We start from the raw sequence: 16,249 nt of genomic DNA on the forward strand, positions 1-16,249 counted from the left end.
AATGTCCGACTATTTCGCGGCTCACTCCTGTTTTGTTAAAAATAACAGGAAAAACGCCCACTAAATGGGCGTTTTTTTGACTTTGATCATAGTTTGCGCCAATTTAGCAGGAGCTTTTCCCACTGTTTTCGGCTGAGAGACAATTCGTAAAATTTAACGGGAACTTTTCCCACTATTTTCGCAATCCCACTTCAAGGGCCAAATCTAGCACAAGCCGGACGCGTCAGAGAAACGGATGCGGGTAGGGATTCAACTCGGAAGGCGTGAGCGGTCGATCCCGGTAGCCCAGTTCCATCGGAACCTTCAGCACCCGTTCCAGTCCGGACACCCGTCTAAGCTGATGCCCGAACGTCATGGGAAGCAAGCCGGGGACGATCACTTTCGCGCAGAACAAGCCGTTCCGTCTCGTTTCGACCGTCGATTGGTCCACCGCGAGGACGTCCATGTTCAATCGCCGGAAACGCTCGATCGAATCGCGCAAGTCGTCCGTAACATCCGTGCGCCTCTCCCGGGGGGCGAATACGTCGGAAAATCGTTGTACCGGCCTCTCCGGGTCCAGCCAAAACGACACCCGCGCCTCAGCTTCCGGCACCGTGTAGGACAAGGCATGATCGGGCATTTCGCTGACGAGATCGGGATTTTCGGCCATTTCTGCGTATTCCTCGCGATTCTGTTCCAACAAGGCATCCAGGTAATGGGTATGGCCGGCAAGTTCGAAAATCGCGCTCTTCGCCGCCCTGATCGGATCCAAATGTGCACCGGCGGCGCAGATCAAGTTGGCGCCCGTCTTCTTCGTGTTCTTGGCCACGGCGATGATGCTTGGAATGCCATGCTCCATCGTGCCATTCAGTAGAAATAAGCGGTACCCCGCTACTTTCTCCATTCGCTGAACCATCAATTGCAGCTCCGTGTCCGGCACGGAACCGGGGTCGAGACGGGGAAGGGGCAGCCTTGCGTACCAGGACAACAGGAAAGCATCGCGCTCCGCAAGCTCCAGCAAGCCGTACAGGATCGCTTCCTCCAGGCTGCCTCCGAGCGCGCAGCCGTTGGATCCTTCGTCGACGAAAGAGCCCCCGATTCCCGAGCTGTAATAAACGAACTGCTCCGGAACCAGAACGGGCCGCTCCTGAAGAAAGGAATAAGCCAACACCCATCGGAGCTTCATCGTCGGATCGAAGGGTTCGAACGGAAAATCGGGCATCGCGTATTGTTCGTCGGAATACAGCCCTGCCGTCCTGGGATCGAGCGCGACGTCCCGTAGACGCTCGTATGAGTCGAGAATGCAAGTCCGTTTGCCCCGCGGCATGGTGCCGCAGATTCGTTCCAGCCCCTCCAATATGGCGGTGAGTTCGCTTTGTTTGTAATGATGGGAGCGACCCACCGTCACCTCAACCCCGGCGGGAGTCGGAACGTTGACGTACACGTCGCTGAACGGAGTATCCGGATCCGGCGTCAGCTTTTTCATCAATCCGGTGCGTTCGTCGACATAATCCCGATGCATAGCCTGCTTGAGCGGTTCGATCGGCTTCGCCCGGTAGGAGCCGGGATCCGTTTTCGGATTCGGCTTCAATAAGATACGTGCCGCTTCCGAGGTGTCATCCGGCACTTCTCCGCAAACGGAGCACAGAGGGTCCGGTAGAAAGGCATGCCTGGTCACGCCCAGCGTGGCGAAATCGACGATATAAACCGCATCCTCCCCCCCAGACGGCTTCCCTTGCAGGCCTCTTCGCGCAACCTCGGCAATCAGGCGACTCATCAGGACAAGCCCGTTTCGCGACACCGATCGATTCCGCCTAATAACCCCTTTCCTCATCAGTTCAAGCTGCAGCGCCATCCGGTTGTCCTGATCGAACCCCGCATTCCATATCCGGGTCATCGCACACGACAAACAGCCAGGAAGGTCCGGCCGGGCGAGCGGTCCTACGACGCCTTCTCCGGAAACGATCCTTCCGCTCAACCACGGAATGCCGAATTGCCGAACCTTCCGTTCCGCCGCTTCAAGCTCGTCGGGCCGGTATTCCTCGCCGATCGTCACGCAAAGCTTCGCCGATTTCGGCAGATTCCACGGAATATCCCTTCTCCACACCAAAGAGACCGAACCTTCGAGTTGCCGGTTTACGAGCTCGGCCAGCTGTCCTTCCCCGATGATCACGATCGTATCCCGCACATGGCACCTCCTCTCCTCCGAATGGAAAACGCCCCATTAATTCGAATCTGTTTATCATCGTATGAAATACGGTTTTTCCAAATGAACGTACAAGCGGACCCGCAAACGCCTGAATAAATTGAAGCAAATGACGGAATGAGGTGAAAATCATCGTTAACGCAAACGCGGATTGGACGGCTGGGGACGTCAGGCGCTGGATGGGGCAGCCGGTCTGCGTCGTCCTCAAGGACGGGAGCCATTATGTAGGTTGGATATCCGGAGTCGACAACGGCGAATTGACGCTGACGGGGCACAAAGCCCAAGGCAAGCTTTCGCCCGCATTCCTTCGGGAAGCGGAAAAAGCGCAAGTGTCCGGTTTTTTGCCGGGCATGCTGTCTCCGTTGTTGGGCGGCGGAGGCGGAGGCGGGGGCGGCTTACCCTTTGGAGGCGGCTTCCCCTTCGGAGGAGGATTCCCGGGAGGCGGCAATGCCGCAGGGAATGCGGGCTTCGGCGGATTCATGGGAATGCTCGGCAAAGTCATACCCGGCATCAAGATGGGTTTCGGCATGCTGCGATGGATCATGCCGCTTCTCGGCGGATTGAAGATTTAAGACAAACGAAAAGGCCGGCCAGCGGCACCTGACCGGCCCTCTCGTCGCAACGGCGAGATTCGTTTAAACGAATAAGGCTCCTGCGAGAATGATGACGAGCAGAACGTACAGCACGAGTACGAGTGCTGCGCCGCCGCCGAAGCCTCCGCAAGAATGGCCGACTCCTACGCTCATGGATGATCATCCTCCGTTTTGTAGATTTTGGTTTTTCAGCGTCTGACCATGATATTGTATGAATAGCCGGGGTGCCTGGCCTGTGCGTTTGTCCGTATCCCGTATCAAAACGGCCTAGGATTTCTCGGCAACGAAGTCGCAAACCCGGAAATATTGCTCCTGAGCCAGCATGAGATCGGAGTATTTCACGATGCCCTCCACGACTTCCATATCGAACAACGCCGAGATGTCCAGGTCCTGGATTTCGGTCGGATCAATCGCGCGTTCATGGCTGCTGAAGGAGTCGAACGACGGCCGGTCGCAGCTGAACCCGGTTTGATCGAACAGCGGCATCCATTCGTCCAAGGAAAGAATCTTATCGAATTTGAAATAATCTTTGATTTCGTTGTAGATCGAATCCGGGATCGGCGTATATAAAACCAATTCGCGGTCGAGCAGCCGCCCGCCCGGCTTCAACACCCGATAGTATTCCGAGAGCGACTTGGGAACGTCGGTGAAAATCGTGACGGATTCCGCATAGACGGCGTCGAACGTTCCCTCCTCGAAGGGGAGCTCCTCTACGCTTCCCTGGACCCATTCGATATCCGTCCATCCTTCTTTCTCGGCCCGCTGTTTCGCCTTTTCCAGCATCACGGGGTGCTGGTCTAACGCGGTCACCCGGTATCCTTGGCTGCGGAGATAACACGCCGTTTTACCGGTGCCGCAGCCGACCTCGAGAATGTGAAGATCACCCGGTTTCAGCGCTTTCTCGAGCAGCCTTTGCGTCGCCTGGAAGCCTCCCGGGTGAGCGGAAGACACCCCGAGGCGCGAAAGCAAGTCCATATACTCCATCGATGAACCTCCTTTGTTTACGTGCCTAAATAGGTATATGGAGGAGTGTCTTTCGCCGTGTTGGCGATCGCCTATGCGCGACGATAAAAAGAAAACCGCCCGCGAAGTTCGCGAGACGGTCAAGGTTTAATGGTTTCTGTATCAAACCCAAAATCCGGCAGACAGGATGATAACCAGCAGAATGAAGAGAACGAGAACGAAAGCTGCGCCGCCGCCAAATCCTCCACAACTGAAACCCATTGAAAATCACCCCCTTGTCAGGGATTGGAATTCGTCATTACCCCCCTAATATATGGAGTCGATAGCCGAAGCGACAGGACGAACGCACAGATCCCGACAAATCAAGCCAATATCCCGGTCCGGAATCGGACAAGCTTGCCGCAAAAAAAGAGGGCTTCCTACTGGAAGCCCAGGAACGACGGCTTGCTTCCGTTCGGATGCAGCGGACCGATCAAGCCGTTCCGTTGGTAAACCGTCGGTTCGCCGCATTTCACGCAATAAGCCGCCGTCGGAGGATTTACGAACCTGCAGCCCCTGCGCAATATGCCCGGTTCGTCCGAACAGCGGTTCTGGACGGGAGTCCCGCAGTCTGCACAGAATCGCTCGTTTTCCTGCGGCATTCTCAAGCATCGGATGCAGGGATAAAGCTCCGGTTTTTTGCTCAACGCAGTCCCTCCTTCCCTTACAGCGACTGGTTCTGCAGCGAAGCGGTGGGTTGAATCTCACCGATCGGATTATCCACGAGATCGTTATCGAACACGGTCGCCGCGAATGCGAATTGCACGTTAGCGCCGAACATCTGGCCGTTCCCGAAATTCGATTTGCCGTTCTGAGTCCAGCCGGGCTGGGCGATTTCCCCTACCGCGATGGCGCTGCCCCTGTTTAAGGCATTGACGTTGATGGCGCCGGCAGCCAACGTAATGTAAACAGCCAAGCTTTCACCCCCGATAAGAGCCTATAGAACACGATATTCGGATTAGGGCTCTTCGGTGTCCTGCGTGATCCGAATGTTTTTCACCCAACCGGACGTATCCGCGATACTCCCCTCGGTCCGCATCGGCGCGTCGATCACGTCGTTATCCATCGTGAAATTGGCGAATTGCGTCAGTTGATTGCTGCCCAGGTTTTTGCCTTGGGCATAATTCACCTTGTGGGAATTGCGCCACCCGAGCTGCTTGTTATCCCCCAGATCGATCGCGGAACCGTTGTTCAAGGCATTGGCATGAATGGAATGAAAATCGACGGCGCTTTGCTGCAGCACGTTGGGCGTTTCCGTTAAACTCACGTTCCGGACGTCTTGCATGTTCGCGTCCACGAAATCCGAATCGTTCAGGTAATTGATGACGTTCGTGACGGCCGCGTCGCTCAAGTGGCCGAACCCATAGTTCGTTTTGCTGCTGGTGCTCCATCCTATCGCGTGGTTGACTCCGATGAAAATTCCCGAAGAATTCTCGATGTTGTTGACGGACAGCCGATTAAAAACGACGCACGCTCTCTGTCCGGACAGCTCCATCACGCATCACCTCTCGAAGATCCGGACGCGATCCTCCGGCTGGTGCCTATAATGTATGCGGCAGCGCCCAGACCGTTGCCTGTACGGGAGCGGAAAATAAAAACGCCCCCTCGCAAGCAGGGCGCACCTGCGCGAAAGGACGGTATCGGTTAGTATGCCGCCAACCCAAGTCAATCTTCGTCGCGGACGTAGATCTCCTGGAGCGGTTCGGAATGTCCCGCTTTAAGCATTCGGATTTCCAGCACGCCGTCTTCCATTCTCGCGATGGTGCGGGACGGATTGATATCGCTCGGCAAAGGGATTTCTTCCGTATGATCGCCAAACTCGATCCTGAGCTTCCGGCTGTTGGCGAAAAACCTTACGCCCCTAAGCGAAGCCTCGGGCGGCCGGCATCGTACGAAAATGGAACGATGCGTTTCGAACAATTCGTAATCAAGCGAGCTTACCATCATCGGCGGAAGTCCTGCTTGCGTCAGCATCGCTTCCGGCATGTAGCTTTGGATCGCTTTTTGCACGAATTGGTCTAAACCCTTCAAATCGACTTCCTTCCCAATGAACGGCATTTGCTTGAACAAGCTTTTCTGGAATTGCTGCCAATCCCATCCTTGCTGCCGCCAGTCGTCCATCCGGTTCACTGCCTTTCCCGTTATCCGCCTTTCCCTTACTTTATGTTTTGGCGATCCGAAATGATACCGCGCAGCCATTCCGGAACCTCCGGGTCCGACACGTTCAGCATATCCAGAAAATCGGAATCGTTCAGCAGGGATCGGATTCCGGCCACCAGATTGCGGTCGCCGCTGACCGATCCGAATCCTTGCGTCAATTTCTGATGGCTTTCGAACGCGGTCGGCCAATTGTTACCCAAATTGACGCAGGACGCGTTCTCGACGGAACCGATGCGGATGGAACCGATCACGAACTGCGGAGACAAAAAAGAGGACAAGGCCGTCACCTCCGGTTATTCAGACGAAAACCCGACGGCGTCCGCTCAAGCCCCGGAAACTCCTGCGGGGAAACGTTCTCGCCGCCGGCTTCACCGGGCTTCCCCTTCTCGGCCGTACTTTTGACGCTGCCGCGTTCGGGAGCGGTTCTGGCGCCGAAATTGTTTCCCAAATTCAACGAACCGCTCAGCTGCTCGATGTCCAGAGCATCCAGCCGGAACTCCAGCTTTTCCAATACCGGTTGATGGATGTGCACGTTTTCGATCGTCACTTGCGGGAATTTGCCGTTCAGCCGCTCCAGATTCTCCTCCAGCCGGTGAAACCGGACGTTCATTTCGCGGATCTGGGTTTTCAACTCTTGGACGAAAGCGTCCCTTTGATCCGGCGTTTTTCTTCGAAAAGGATTTCTCACCGTATCGTCTTCTTCCCGTGCCATTCCATGTCCGTTTCGTCAAGATCGTCCAGCACATTCACGATCCCCATAACGCTGCACTGCTGGCCGTTCACCGTGCCGAAGGCCTGGTTTTGCTTGGATGTATGCGAATATTTCGCGAGCTTATTGCTCCCGGCATAAATGCCCGAAGATGACGAAACCGTTCCGACGCGAAGCTCTCCGAACCATATTTCCGCCATAGTCCCGCTTCCTTTCAGACACATTCCGTTTCCTAAAATTCCACGTTGATTTTGGTTTGTTCCGCGGGCTCCCGCAATGGAAGCTCAATGACGAGCAGCCCTCTGGAATATTTCGCTCGGATGGCATCCGGCGACACCGGTTTGGGCAATGCCAGCGCTCTTCTGAACGGACCGAAAAACCGTTCCCGCTGAAGGATCCGATTCTCCGTCACCGGATAGGGACAAGGGAGCTCTCCTTCCAGTTCGAGCGTCTGCCCTTCCAATCGGATGCCGATTTGATCCGCGGATAGAAGGCCCGGCAGTTCGGCAAGCACGAACACGGCCGTCGTGTCGTGGTAGACATCGACGCGCGGGCCCGGAACCGGAATAAGCCCGCTGATCTCCTGCCAGAAATCTTCGCCGAGCACTTGGCTGGCCTGGCTGTAAAACTCTTTCGGCAGACGCGTCCTCTCCTGGTCCATGGTCGCATCCCCCAGTCTTCATGTCCCGTGTTAAAGCTTACTCGGCACCCTCGTTCAATATGAGTAGTTCAACACGCCGGCGCGCCCGACGTCCGCCTCGCCGCGGATGACGAAATCGAACTCCCCGATTTCCGGTTCCTTCGACCACGAGTCGGTCTCGATGCCCAGCCAATGGAACCTTCCCAGGAATTTCTCCTTGCTCGTTTCCCCGGCGGCCAGCATTTTGGCGACTTTCTCCGCGCCGTTTTTGCCGTATACCCCGTGCAGCGGAATCGGCTCATGCCGAAGTAACGGAATGACGGCTTCGCTTTTTTCCGTGCGGCTGCCGACCAATCGCCGGGCCAGCTCCGCGGACAGAAACGGCATGTCGCTTCCCGCGATCCATACGAGTGGATGGCGGGCGAGATGCAAGGCGGCATGGATGCCTCCGACCGGTCCGCAATCCATAAAATAATCGGTAATGAGCCGAACCGAGGGATCGAGATGGTCAATCAGGAGTTTGGGTTTGTCGGTGACGACGATGATTTCCGAACAAATTTCCCTCATGACGCGGATTTGGCGGTCGATGAGCGTTTCATCTCCCAGCTTCAGCAGCGCCTTCGGTATGCCTGACAATTTCGAATGGGGGCCTCCGCACAAGAGAGCTCCGGTTACGGTCGCTTCGCTCATGTCGGTTTTCCCTCCTTTCTTAGACGTACGCCTTATTTGACCACCAGTACCGGAATACGTGCATGTTGGACGACGTGATGGCTTACGCTGCCGAGCATCCATTCCTTGAAGGCTCCGAGTCCCCTGCTGCCCATCACGATGAGATCGCAGTTTCGATCCGCTGCGGTTTCGAGGATCACGGTCGCGGGATACCCGGTGACCACGATGATTTCGGCGTAAGACAGCACCGAAATCCTCTCGCTTGCCTTCTGGATCAAGGCGTCTTCGTATTCCCTCAGCTTTTCTTGGTAGTCGCCCGGGATGATGCCGACGAATCCTTCGAAAGACAAGGCCGAACGATACAGAACATGGACCACCGTCAGCTTGCTGCCCATATTTCTCTCCGTCAGTTCGACGGCTTGCTTTAACGCTTTATCCGCCGCTTCCGAACCGTCATAAGCAACCAGAATGTGATGATAAATCATAAAAGTTCCTCCCTTGTATTGTTGGCTTGCGCAGAATTGGAAAAGCCGTCCGTTCGGACGGCCTTCCTCCATCGCTGCTGCGTTAGTGAGGCAAGGCTTTGCCGATGCCGCCGTTACCGGTTTTGTCTTTCCGGTGTGTCAGCTTCGCCCACACTTTGCCAAGATGCGGGAACACGTACCCGTCAAGTCCGAAGCGTCCGGCGTTGGCGCCTGCAGTGAAGATGATCACGCCCAGGACCAGCAGCCACGGGTTCACGCTGACCGTGCCGGCGAAGAGGAACAGGAAGTTCAGCATCATGCCGAAGAATGCGGCCGTCAGCGTCAGCCCGCCGACGATGAGCCCGACGCCGATCAGGAATTCTCCCAGCGGGATCATGAAGTTGATCAACTTCACGTTCGGCAGAGCGAAGTGCTGGATGAAGTAGGTGTAGTTCGGGAACAACACCTCTTGCGTCGCCCTGTCGGCGACCGGCTTGGCGATCGCGCCTTTCAGGAAGGCCGCGGCGTCGAAGTCGCTTGTCAACTTCTCCCAGCCGTGATGCATCCATTCCCATCCGACGTATAATCTCAGCAGCGTAATCGCGACGGCCGCCCACACGTTTTCTTTGAAAAATTTCATGACCATGATGGTCATCTCCCCTCGGGGTTTCGTTTGGTTTTCCTTACAACCCCATTATGGAGGAGAGCGCGGTTTCTGAATGTGAAGTTGATCACATGACGCGTAAAATCACGCAAACCCGCTCGAAAGTTTGACCAAACGAGCTACAGACGATGGTTATGAACTGGAATTTCTGCAGTATAATTCGTTGTTTCCGACACTTTATAGCCCGTAGACTGGATTAGCTGCAGTTCGTTGGACCGATTTATCGCCGATCCTCGATTTTGCGTGAATAAACTGGAGATTTTCCAGTTCATAACGAAGTATGCTTCGGTATCCTTCGATAGAATGGAGCTTTTCCAGTCCACGAAAACGAAATGGCGGAACCGGGATAAGCCCCGGTACCGCCCCTCAACCCTCTCTTGTAAGAGAGCAAGAGAGAATTATATAATAGGCTCCACAACTAAGAGTGGAGTGATATGGAACATGAAGAAGTTTTTTCTTTTCTTGATGTTGGCAGGCTGCTTGATCGGCGCCATGCCGGCAGCAACGCAAGCAGCCGATGCGCCGGCTGGCGGAAGCATTTCCGGTGACTCGCTGCAATTGAAGGTCGCGTACAACCGCGCCACGACGGATACGATCATTTCCATTGCCGCCGACGATAAGGGAACGATCATGATCACGACGTTCGATTACTTGAACGTGACCCGCGATTGGGGCAAAAGCTGGGTGACTTACCGCCTTCCGTCGGACGAGATGTACGGCGTTCATTACGTCAAAGGGAAATTTTATTTGGCCTCCGTTCACGTCAGCCAACCCGATTCCGCCGTTCACGCGTACATGTCCGTCGATGGCAAGTCGTGGGTCCCTTTCAACCTGAATGACGACGAAGGCCGGCCTCGCACGATCTCAAACGTCCAATACGTCAACGGACAATACCTCCTGCTCACCCGGCAATTCGGGACCGGCACGACGTTGTTCACGTCCTCCAACGGAACGGAATGGAATGAAACGGCCGCGCTTCCGTCGGATATCGACTTCATTACTTGGAATGGCAAGGTTTATTCGGCATTCGGAGGCGGGTACACGTTTTACGGCAAGCCAAAGACCCTCTCTAAAAATCAATTTATCGTGGATGCAGGCCGCCAAAATCGCTATGCCGAGATGATCGTCTATCGTTCCGGCGACCTTCGCGGCTGGGCGCTTCAGTCCGGGGCAGTTAAAGCTACTTTGAACTATACGTTTGCTGTCAACGATGTCCCTTCGGCAGATTACCGTTACCAACCCGAGCAGCAGGTCTCCAATGGCGTCATTACTTTGTTCGACGCATACGGCAACCGGTTAACCTCTAAGGATGGCACGACATTCAAGCTTACAAGCATGAAGAAAACGCTGAACACGACCTACGACCGTTCTCCGATGTTCAAGATCGGCAAGAACTACATGATTTTTACGAAATACTGGTATAGTTCGGGCGTAGTTCGCTCTAAAGTTCTCACCTCAACGGACGGAATCAAGTGGAAAACGACCAATCTGGATAAATCCCTTCCGAACGGGATGTATGTCATGCAAGCCGGATCGAAGCTCATCGGACATGGAGACGACCATAAAGTCACGATCTCGAACGACGGCTTTCACTGGACGAGAATTCGGTGAGTCGGCTCGTGAATAAGAAGAGCGTCCCTGGTGAGGGACGCTCTTCTTGTATCAGTTCAGTGGATTCCGAGCATCTCAGCCATGTCGGTTTGCGCATCTCCGATGAGCTTCAATCCGAATTTTTCGACCAACACGTCCATCACGCCTTGAGAGATAAACTTCGGCGCCTTGGGCCCAATGCGGATGTCTTGGATCCCTAAGCTGAACAGTCCGAGCAAGATCGCGACGGCCTTCTGCTCAAACCAGGAAAGGACGATGCTGACCGGCAGCTCGTTGACGCTGCAGCCGAAGGCGTCTGCGAGGGCAAGGGCGATTTTGACGGTCGACCCGGAATTGTTGCATTGGCCAAGATCGATATAACGCGGGATTCCGGTGTCCGCAACCGTTCCGTAATCCACGTCGTTGAACCGGAACTTGCCGCAGCTCGTCGTGAGAATGACGGTATCGTTCGGCAGCGAAGTCGCCAGCTCCCGGTAATAGTTCCCGCCGGTGCCCGGAGCGTCGCAACCTGCAATGACGAAGAACCGCTTAATTTTACCGGCCTTCACGGCATCGATGATTTCCGGAGCCAGGCCGATGACCGTCTCATGGTGATAGCCGGTTGTCAGCACCTGATCCGATTCAATGTCGGCGGCAGGCAGGGACAAGGCTCGATCGATCAGCGGGGTGAAGTCCTCTCCGACGATCTTCGTTACTCCTTCCAGACCGGCAACTTCATAGGAGAAGAAGCGGTCCGCATAGGAACCCTTGATCGGCATGACGCAATTGGTCGTTGCCAAAATCGCGCCTGGGAATTTCTCGAACAAACGCCGCTGATCGTACCAGGCCTTGCCGATGTTCCCCTTCAGGTTGGCGTATTTTTTCAATTCCGGATAGCCGTGAGCGGGGAGCATCTCGGAGTGCGTATAAATGTTGATCCCCTTGCCCTCCGTCTGCTTCAACAGTTCCTCGAGGGCGTACAAATTGTGTCCCGTGACGACGATGGCTTTGCCTTCGATTTTGTTTTGGGATACCTTGACCGGCTGCGGGATGCCGAAATGTTCCGTATGTGCGCGATCCAACGCATCCATGATGCGGACAGCCGCTCCCCCGACTTTCATCGCCATGTCGAGATGTTCCTGCAAATTGAAGTTGGAGTTGGTCAGCGTCAAATACAGCGCCTCTTGCGTGACCCGATCCACCTCAGGATCCGAGTAACCGAGTTGTCTCGCATGCGTCGCGTAAGCCGCGATCCCCTTGAGCGCAAAGATAGTCGTATCCTGCAGACTCGCGATCGTCTCATCCTTCCCGCATACCCCGATAACCTTGCAGCCTCCGGAAGGCGTTTGTTCACATTGATGGCAAAACATTTTTATCTACCTCCATTACACTAGTCATGTCGCTTAGTGTAACGGCAGGCATGGACTCAACCCGTGATAAAAATCACACTTCACAAAAAAGACGTTATAATAGCTTTGATTCACCCAAGGAGGCACGTTCTATGAATCTATTAATTTTAGGCGCAACCGGACGAGTTGGAAGTCAAATCGTTACGCATGCCCTGCATGACGGACATCAGGTGACTGTATTGGTTCGCACACCGGAAAAGATTCAAATCAACAATGAAAATTTATCTATTTTACAGGGCAATGTTTTAAATAAAAACGATATCGTCCGCGCCATGCATGGGATTGATGTCGTGATTAGCGCGCTCAATACGGATGGGACAACCACGCTAACGGAAAGCATGCCGTTCATCATCGAAGCCATGGAACACGATGGTATACAACGAATCATAACGATAGGGACTGCAGGCATTCTGCAAAGCAGAACAACCCCAGATTCCCTGCGTTATCAGTCCAGTGAATCCAAGCGCAAATCCGTCCGTGCAGCGCTCGAACATCATAAAGTTTACGATCTGCTTAACCAATCGACACTGGATTGGACCATTGTCTGTCCTACGTATTTGCCTGACGGAGAAAGAATAGGCAAATACCGCGTAGAACGTGATTTCTTGCCTGAGGGCGGAGTTGAAATCTCCGTTTCGGATACTGCGGAGTTTACATATAACCAGATAAAAACGAGCGATTATATAAAGTCACGCGTAGGTATCGCCTACTAATAGATGGGAAAAGAGCGGAAATCATTCTCCGCCCTTCGCTCCATACTCCTTATTGGCACATGGCCTGATGAATCCGCGCTCCTTGATGGTTGGTTTCCAATTGGAGCACTTCGCTCAGCTTCACCTTTGCTTCCGCCGTTCGCGCCAAGCCAAGCAATCCAAGCGCCAGCATGTAAAGGCAATGGATCCGGTTTCTCTTGTTCAGGTCATCCTCGAACACGAGGAAGTCCGGCAGAGAGACCGCGAAATAATCGATTTTCACGTCGTCGAACAGATGCTTCTCGGCATAGTCGATCAATTTGTTGAACCGCCGTTTGGCTTCCTTGCCGACGCCCAGCTTCAGCCAAGCCAAGCCTTGGTAGAAAATCATGTCCGGCGGCTGATCATTGTAGAACATCGCGCTGGCCGGTTCCTCCAGCCCTTGCGAAGCGATCGCCCAGCACTCCGCTGCCTTTTCGGTTTGCCCCATTCCTTCGTAGGCATTTCCGAGATAATAGTAAACATTGTTCTCTTGTGCGCCGGTCAGCTTGCCTTCCCCTAAGTTGTCCGGGTAAACCAGCGCGCGGCTAAGCAGTTCCACCGCTTGCTCGAACATCCCTTGCTGGAGAGACTGTTTGCCGAGTTCGACATGGGCCAGCACGTATTGGCCGGTCACCTTGCCTTCTCCGCCTTCCCATGGATGGAAATTCCGGCGGGCAATGGCGGCTGCGGCATCCGAATGCCTTCCGAGCAGGTTAAGCAGCGTTACATATTCCACGTACAGATCGTCGCGTTTTTCGACCAATTCCCTATAACGCTCCAGCTTCTCCAGACGGCTTGCTGCGGAGAAGCCGATTTTCTTGTACAGTTGGTCCAGTTCATAAAATACGCGGGCGTCCGAGGTATTGCAGGCAAACGCTTTTTCCAATGCCTTTTGCGCCGATACAGGATCATTGCTCTTATTGTAGTAGGCAAGCGCCAGATTCCGATGCGGGGTCGCGAAGCCGTCAAACAGCGAAACGGAAGTTTCCCACAAACGGATCGATTCTTCCGGGCGTTTCTTGTCGTACAGCAGGTTAGCCAGGTAATAGCAGGCTTTGTCGTCCGAAGGATCGGCCGCAACCGCGCTTTCGAGCACAAGCAGATCGAACAGGCTGTTCGGGAAGCAATAATCCGGAACCGCGTCATGACCGGCTCGGCGCTGGACAGCGGCTTCCGCGGAGTCACCGGATCTCTCCAGCACGTAAGCCAACGCATAATGCAGCATGGGGTATCCATCGGTTCCAACCGACGCCGCAACCCGCTCGAGAACGTCCGCCGCTTCTTCATACAATCCGCATCCAGCGTAATCGGACGCCAAGTTCAAATAGTTATGGGCATCTTCCCGCATGAGCCTCGCAAGTTCGACTCTCGCTTGGCCCGCGGATTCGACTTGGCCGGCGGCCGTCAATGCGGAGATTCTTTCGTTGGCGGCGCCGAAATCGGCGACGTCGAGCCGCAGCGTTTCTTCCGAAAATGCGATCGATTCCGCGTAACGGCCCAGCTTGCGCAACAGCGCGGACTTCAGGTGCCGTGCCTTGTAGTTGCGCGAATTGCGGATTAAGGAACGTTCCACGAGCTCCAGCGCTTCGCCGTAAGCTTTCTTCTCGCTTGCGATTTGTGCAAGCGTAAAGTAGCCCGGATCCTGCCAAGCGGCGGACCATACGGATTTGTACAGAGCGGCGAATGCTTCGTCCAGGCGCCGTTGCAGCTTCAAGGACACTCCAAGCTGGTAATAGGCCTCGCTGTCGTAAGGATTCGGGTTGCGCCAGGTCAAGGATTTGACCGCCGTGCGGAAGCGGCTTTCCGCCTGTGCGAACAGTCCGCGACGGAGCAGAAGCGTTCCGTAAGCCACGTTGATCCGGATATCTCCGGGATCGCGTTTCAATCCCTCCAAATAATAAGCTTCCGGTTCGAAGGTGGCATGCCGGTATTGCTCCAGGTGCAAACCTGCCAGGTAAAGCTGCTCGTTCGTTTGGAGATCCTTCGGCTCGGGCAGCGGTTTTGCGGCATCCGGAACCTGCTCGATGGAAGGTTTAGCGGGTCGGTAGGATACCAGAATACGGCCTTCCGAGTCACGGACCGTTACCTTGAGATCATGCGCCAGATCTTCTTCATCCAGGGGCAAGATGGACTTAAAGGTGTTATTCGGAGACAATACGACGGTCTCGAGCGCATAAACCCGCCGTTTGCCCTTCAACTCAACGGACGCCTCTTTAAATACGGAGGTCGCATACACCAACACGATAGCCGTGCGGGCGGACTCGTCGACCTCCAGGTTAACTGCCGCGTCGATCGTAGCATTTTTAACGACGCCGATGTCCTTATAAGGCATGAAATATTGCGTGAACGTCTTCTCTTCGTAAGGCTGCAGCCACGTGAAGTCGGGCTGGTTATCCGTATAGACGCCGGTCATGAGCTCGATGTACGGGCCGTCTTCGTCCGTCAGGTTGCGGTCCCAGGCTTGGCCGAATTCCCCGTTGCCCCAAGTCCATTGCTTCTTGCCGGGCGAGATGTGGTGGTTTGCCACGTGCAGCAAACCCGCCTGGACGCCATGGTCGTAACCGCCGACGAAATTGTAATCCGATTTATAGGCCATGTAGGACGTCGGAACCGGGATGTTCTTGTACCGGGAGATGTCGACGCCTTCCGAATAGTCCATTTTGTAATAGGTGCCCGTCGCGATCGGGAATCGGGACACGTCGCGTTTGCCGTGGTCGAATACGGCCGTGACGTCCGGAGGAAATACGGATTGCGTGTGGTCGTTGACCGCCACCGCCGGGTTCGCCCACCACAGGAATGTTTGCGGTTCCGGAGTCCGGTTATACAGCTGGGCGGAAATTTCGAGATAGGCTTTGCCGGGACGGAGCGTGAAGCCTGCCGTCACTTTGGTGCCGTACATCCGGTCGATCTCGCTTACCCACACCGTGGCGCTTCCGTCCTCATTTTCGGCCAGCCGGTATTCGACCGGTCCGTAAGTATTCGGGCGGTGGTGCTGGGGCCAGTTGAACTCGATCCCGCCGGAGATCCAAGGACCGGCAAGGCCGACAAGCGCAGGCTTGATCACCCGGTTGTAATAGACGAAATCATAATCGTTCGTTTTGTCCAGCGCCCGATAAATCCGGCCGCCGATTTCCGGCATGATTTCAATTCGCACGTATTCGTTTTCGAGTATGGCGAGCCGGTAAGCTTTCGGCTTTTTTTCGTCCTCGATTTTATCGATAACCGGATGCGGATATACGCGGCCGGAGCTTCCCTGATAGACACGCTTCTCCAAGAACATCGGGTTTCTGTCCGGTTCGCCGGTGCCGTACGTCGGGATTTCTTTATCCTCTTCCCATACGCGCACGACCTGATGGCCGGCCGAGATTTTCTCCTGAATACTCATCGGTTCCCCTCCTGCATTTGATGATTCAAATTTACCTCGGCGAAG

Annotated in this window: 20 protein-coding genes; 3 read left to right on the forward strand and 17 right to left on the reverse strand. The window is 54.8% G+C overall.

Translation table 11 applies throughout. From position 1 onward, the window contains the following. Positions 1-223: 223 nt before the first annotated feature. Positions 224-2,167, reverse strand: a complete 1,944-nt coding sequence (locus EAV92_RS10625) for a TOMM precursor leader peptide-binding protein (RefSeq protein ID WP_123041058.1) — start codon at positions 2,165-2,167, stop codon at positions 224-226. A gap of 140 nt (positions 2,168-2,307) precedes the next feature. Here EAV92_RS10625 and EAV92_RS10630 point away from each other — a divergent pair, with 140 nt between their 5' ends. After that, positions 2,308-2,757, forward strand: a complete 450-nt coding sequence (locus EAV92_RS10630; RefSeq protein ID WP_164472723.1) for a hypothetical protein — start codon at positions 2,308-2,310, stop codon at positions 2,755-2,757. A 63-nt stretch (positions 2,758-2,820) separates the two neighbouring features. Here the strand turns inward: EAV92_RS10630 and EAV92_RS10635 are convergent, their stop codons facing one another. From EAV92_RS10635 to EAV92_RS10700, 14 genes are all read right to left on the reverse strand, one after another. Further along, entirely contained in the window at positions 2,821-2,931 is a 111-nt protein-coding gene (locus EAV92_RS10635; protein ID WP_123041060.1) for a sporulation protein YjcZ, read from the reverse strand. 114 nt (positions 2,932-3,045) lie between these two features. Next, entirely contained in the window at positions 3,046-3,762 is a 717-nt protein-coding gene (locus tag EAV92_RS10640) for a class I SAM-dependent methyltransferase (protein ID WP_123041061.1), read from the reverse strand. A gap of 141 nt (positions 3,763-3,903) precedes the next feature. After that, positions 3,904-4,002 carry a sporulation protein YjcZ gene (locus EAV92_RS10645; RefSeq protein WP_123041062.1) on the reverse strand — a complete coding sequence of 33 codons (99 nt, stop codon included), beginning with the start codon at positions 4,000-4,002 and terminating at the stop codon, positions 3,904-3,906. Between the two features lie 158 nt (positions 4,003-4,160). Next, positions 4,161-4,427 carry a hypothetical protein gene (locus EAV92_RS10650; protein ID WP_123041063.1) on the reverse strand — a complete coding sequence of 89 codons (267 nt, stop codon included), beginning with the start codon at positions 4,425-4,427 and terminating at the stop codon, positions 4,161-4,163. Between the two features lie 17 nt (positions 4,428-4,444). Then, on the reverse strand, positions 4,445-4,696 hold the full coding sequence (locus EAV92_RS10655) for a hypothetical protein (protein WP_123041064.1): 252 nt from the start codon (positions 4,694-4,696) through the stop codon (positions 4,445-4,447). Between the two features lie 42 nt (positions 4,697-4,738). Next, complete coding sequence (locus EAV92_RS10660; RefSeq protein ID WP_123041065.1) at positions 4,739-5,275, reverse strand: hypothetical protein; 537 nt, start codon at positions 5,273-5,275, stop codon at positions 4,739-4,741. Positions 5,276-5,445: 170 nt separating this feature from the next. Beyond that, positions 5,446-5,901 (reverse strand): Hsp20/alpha crystallin family protein, encoded by a 456-nt coding sequence (locus EAV92_RS10665; RefSeq protein ID WP_123041066.1) that lies wholly within the window; start codon positions 5,899-5,901, stop codon positions 5,446-5,448. Between the two features lie 35 nt (positions 5,902-5,936). Next, entirely contained in the window at positions 5,937-6,218 is a 282-nt protein-coding gene (locus EAV92_RS10670; RefSeq protein WP_123041067.1) for a hypothetical protein, read from the reverse strand. 5 nt (positions 6,219-6,223) lie between these two features. After that, positions 6,224-6,628 (reverse strand): hypothetical protein, encoded by a 405-nt coding sequence (locus tag EAV92_RS10675; RefSeq protein ID WP_123041068.1) that lies wholly within the window; start codon positions 6,626-6,628, stop codon positions 6,224-6,226. After that, the gene (locus tag EAV92_RS10680) at positions 6,625-6,849 is read right to left on the reverse strand and encodes a hypothetical protein (RefSeq protein WP_123041069.1); all 225 of its coding nucleotides are present in this window, start codon (positions 6,847-6,849) and stop codon (positions 6,625-6,627) included. The genes EAV92_RS10675 and EAV92_RS10680 overlap by 4 nt, the downstream gene beginning before the upstream one ends. Before the next feature lie 32 nt (positions 6,850-6,881). Further along, positions 6,882-7,310 (reverse strand): Hsp20/alpha crystallin family protein, encoded by a 429-nt coding sequence (locus EAV92_RS10685; protein ID WP_123041070.1) that lies wholly within the window; start codon positions 7,308-7,310, stop codon positions 6,882-6,884. A 54-nt stretch (positions 7,311-7,364) separates the two neighbouring features. Further along, a complete protein-coding gene (gene mobA / locus EAV92_RS10690; RefSeq protein ID WP_164472724.1) occupies positions 7,365-7,979 on the reverse strand; it encodes a molybdenum cofactor guanylyltransferase in 615 nt (204 codons plus the stop codon). Positions 7,980-8,011: 32 nt separating this feature from the next. After that, complete coding sequence (locus tag EAV92_RS10695) at positions 8,012-8,443, reverse strand: universal stress protein (RefSeq protein ID WP_164472725.1); 432 nt, start codon at positions 8,441-8,443, stop codon at positions 8,012-8,014. An 82-nt stretch (positions 8,444-8,525) separates the two neighbouring features. Then, positions 8,526-9,068 (reverse strand): DoxX family protein, encoded by a 543-nt coding sequence (locus EAV92_RS10700; RefSeq protein ID WP_123041073.1) that lies wholly within the window; start codon positions 9,066-9,068, stop codon positions 8,526-8,528. Positions 9,069-9,527: 459 nt separating this feature from the next. Between EAV92_RS10700 and EAV92_RS10705 the strand changes: the two genes are divergently transcribed. Continuing rightward, positions 9,528-10,697 (forward strand): hypothetical protein, encoded by a 1,170-nt coding sequence (locus EAV92_RS10705; protein ID WP_123041074.1) that lies wholly within the window; start codon positions 9,528-9,530, stop codon positions 10,695-10,697. A 56-nt stretch (positions 10,698-10,753) separates the two neighbouring features. Here the strand turns inward: EAV92_RS10705 and hcp are convergent, their stop codons facing one another. Then, positions 10,754-12,046 (reverse strand): hydroxylamine reductase, encoded by a 1,293-nt coding sequence (hcp, locus tag EAV92_RS10710; RefSeq protein ID WP_123041075.1) that lies wholly within the window; start codon positions 12,044-12,046, stop codon positions 10,754-10,756. 131 nt (positions 12,047-12,177) lie between these two features. Between hcp and EAV92_RS10715 the strand changes: the two genes are divergently transcribed. Beyond that, positions 12,178-12,798 carry an NAD(P)-dependent oxidoreductase gene (locus tag EAV92_RS10715; RefSeq protein WP_123041076.1) on the forward strand — a complete coding sequence of 207 codons (621 nt, stop codon included), beginning with the start codon at positions 12,178-12,180 and terminating at the stop codon, positions 12,796-12,798. Positions 12,799-12,847: 49 nt separating this feature from the next. On the opposite strand, the gene EAV92_RS10720 is transcribed toward EAV92_RS10715, so the two are convergent. Continuing rightward, positions 12,848-16,204, reverse strand: coding sequence for a DUF5107 domain-containing protein (locus tag EAV92_RS10720; protein ID WP_123041077.1), 3,357 nt, complete (start codon positions 16,202-16,204; stop codon positions 12,848-12,850). Positions 16,205-16,249 lie beyond the last annotated feature (45 nt).

Origin of the sequence: Cohnella candidum (genome assembly GCF_003713065.1) — a bacterium.
Lineage (GTDB): Bacteria > Bacillota > Bacilli > Paenibacillales > Paenibacillaceae > Cohnella > Cohnella candidum.

Coding starts and splice junctions, on each gene's coding strand:
- EAV92_RS10635 (WP_123041060.1), bottom strand. CDS start 2,931: ATGAGCGTAGGAGTCGGCCATTCTTGCGGAGGCTTCGGCGGCGGCGCA.
- EAV92_RS10640 (WP_123041061.1), bottom strand. CDS start 3,762: ATGGAGTATATGGACTTGCTTTCGCGCCTCGGGGTGTCTTCCGCTCAC.
- EAV92_RS10645 (WP_123041062.1), bottom strand. CDS start 4,002: ATGGGTTTCAGTTGTGGAGGATTTGGCGGCGGCGCAGCTTTCGTTCTC.
- EAV92_RS10660 (WP_123041065.1), bottom strand. CDS start 5,275: ATGGAGCTGTCCGGACAGAGAGCGTGCGTCGTTTTTAATCGGCTGTCC.
- EAV92_RS10665 (WP_123041066.1), bottom strand. CDS start 5,901: ATGGACGACTGGCGGCAGCAAGGATGGGATTGGCAGCAATTCCAGAAA.
- EAV92_RS10680 (WP_123041069.1), bottom strand. CDS start 6,849: ATGGCGGAAATATGGTTCGGAGAGCTTCGCGTCGGAACGGTTTCGTCA.
- EAV92_RS10685 (WP_123041070.1), bottom strand. CDS start 7,310: ATGGACCAGGAGAGGACGCGTCTGCCGAAAGAGTTTTACAGCCAGGCC.
- mobA (WP_164472724.1), bottom strand. CDS start 7,979: ATGAGCGAAGCGACCGTAACCGGAGCTCTCTTGTGCGGAGGCCCCCAT.
- EAV92_RS10695 (WP_164472725.1), bottom strand. CDS start 8,443: ATGATTTATCATCACATTCTGGTTGCTTATGACGGTTCGGAAGCGGCG.
- EAV92_RS10700 (WP_123041073.1), bottom strand. CDS start 9,068: ATGGTCATGAAATTTTTCAAAGAAAACGTGTGGGCGGCCGTCGCGATT.
- EAV92_RS10705 (WP_123041074.1), top strand. CDS start 9,528: ATGAAGAAGTTTTTTCTTTTCTTGATGTTGGCAGGCTGCTTGATCGGC.
- hcp (WP_123041075.1), bottom strand. CDS start 12,046: ATGTTTTGCCATCAATGTGAACAAACGCCTTCCGGAGGCTGCAAGGTT.
- EAV92_RS10715 (WP_123041076.1), top strand. CDS start 12,178: ATGAATCTATTAATTTTAGGCGCAACCGGACGAGTTGGAAGTCAAATC.
- EAV92_RS10720 (WP_123041077.1), bottom strand. CDS start 16,204: ATGAGTATTCAGGAGAAAATCTCGGCCGGCCATCAGGTCGTGCGCGTA.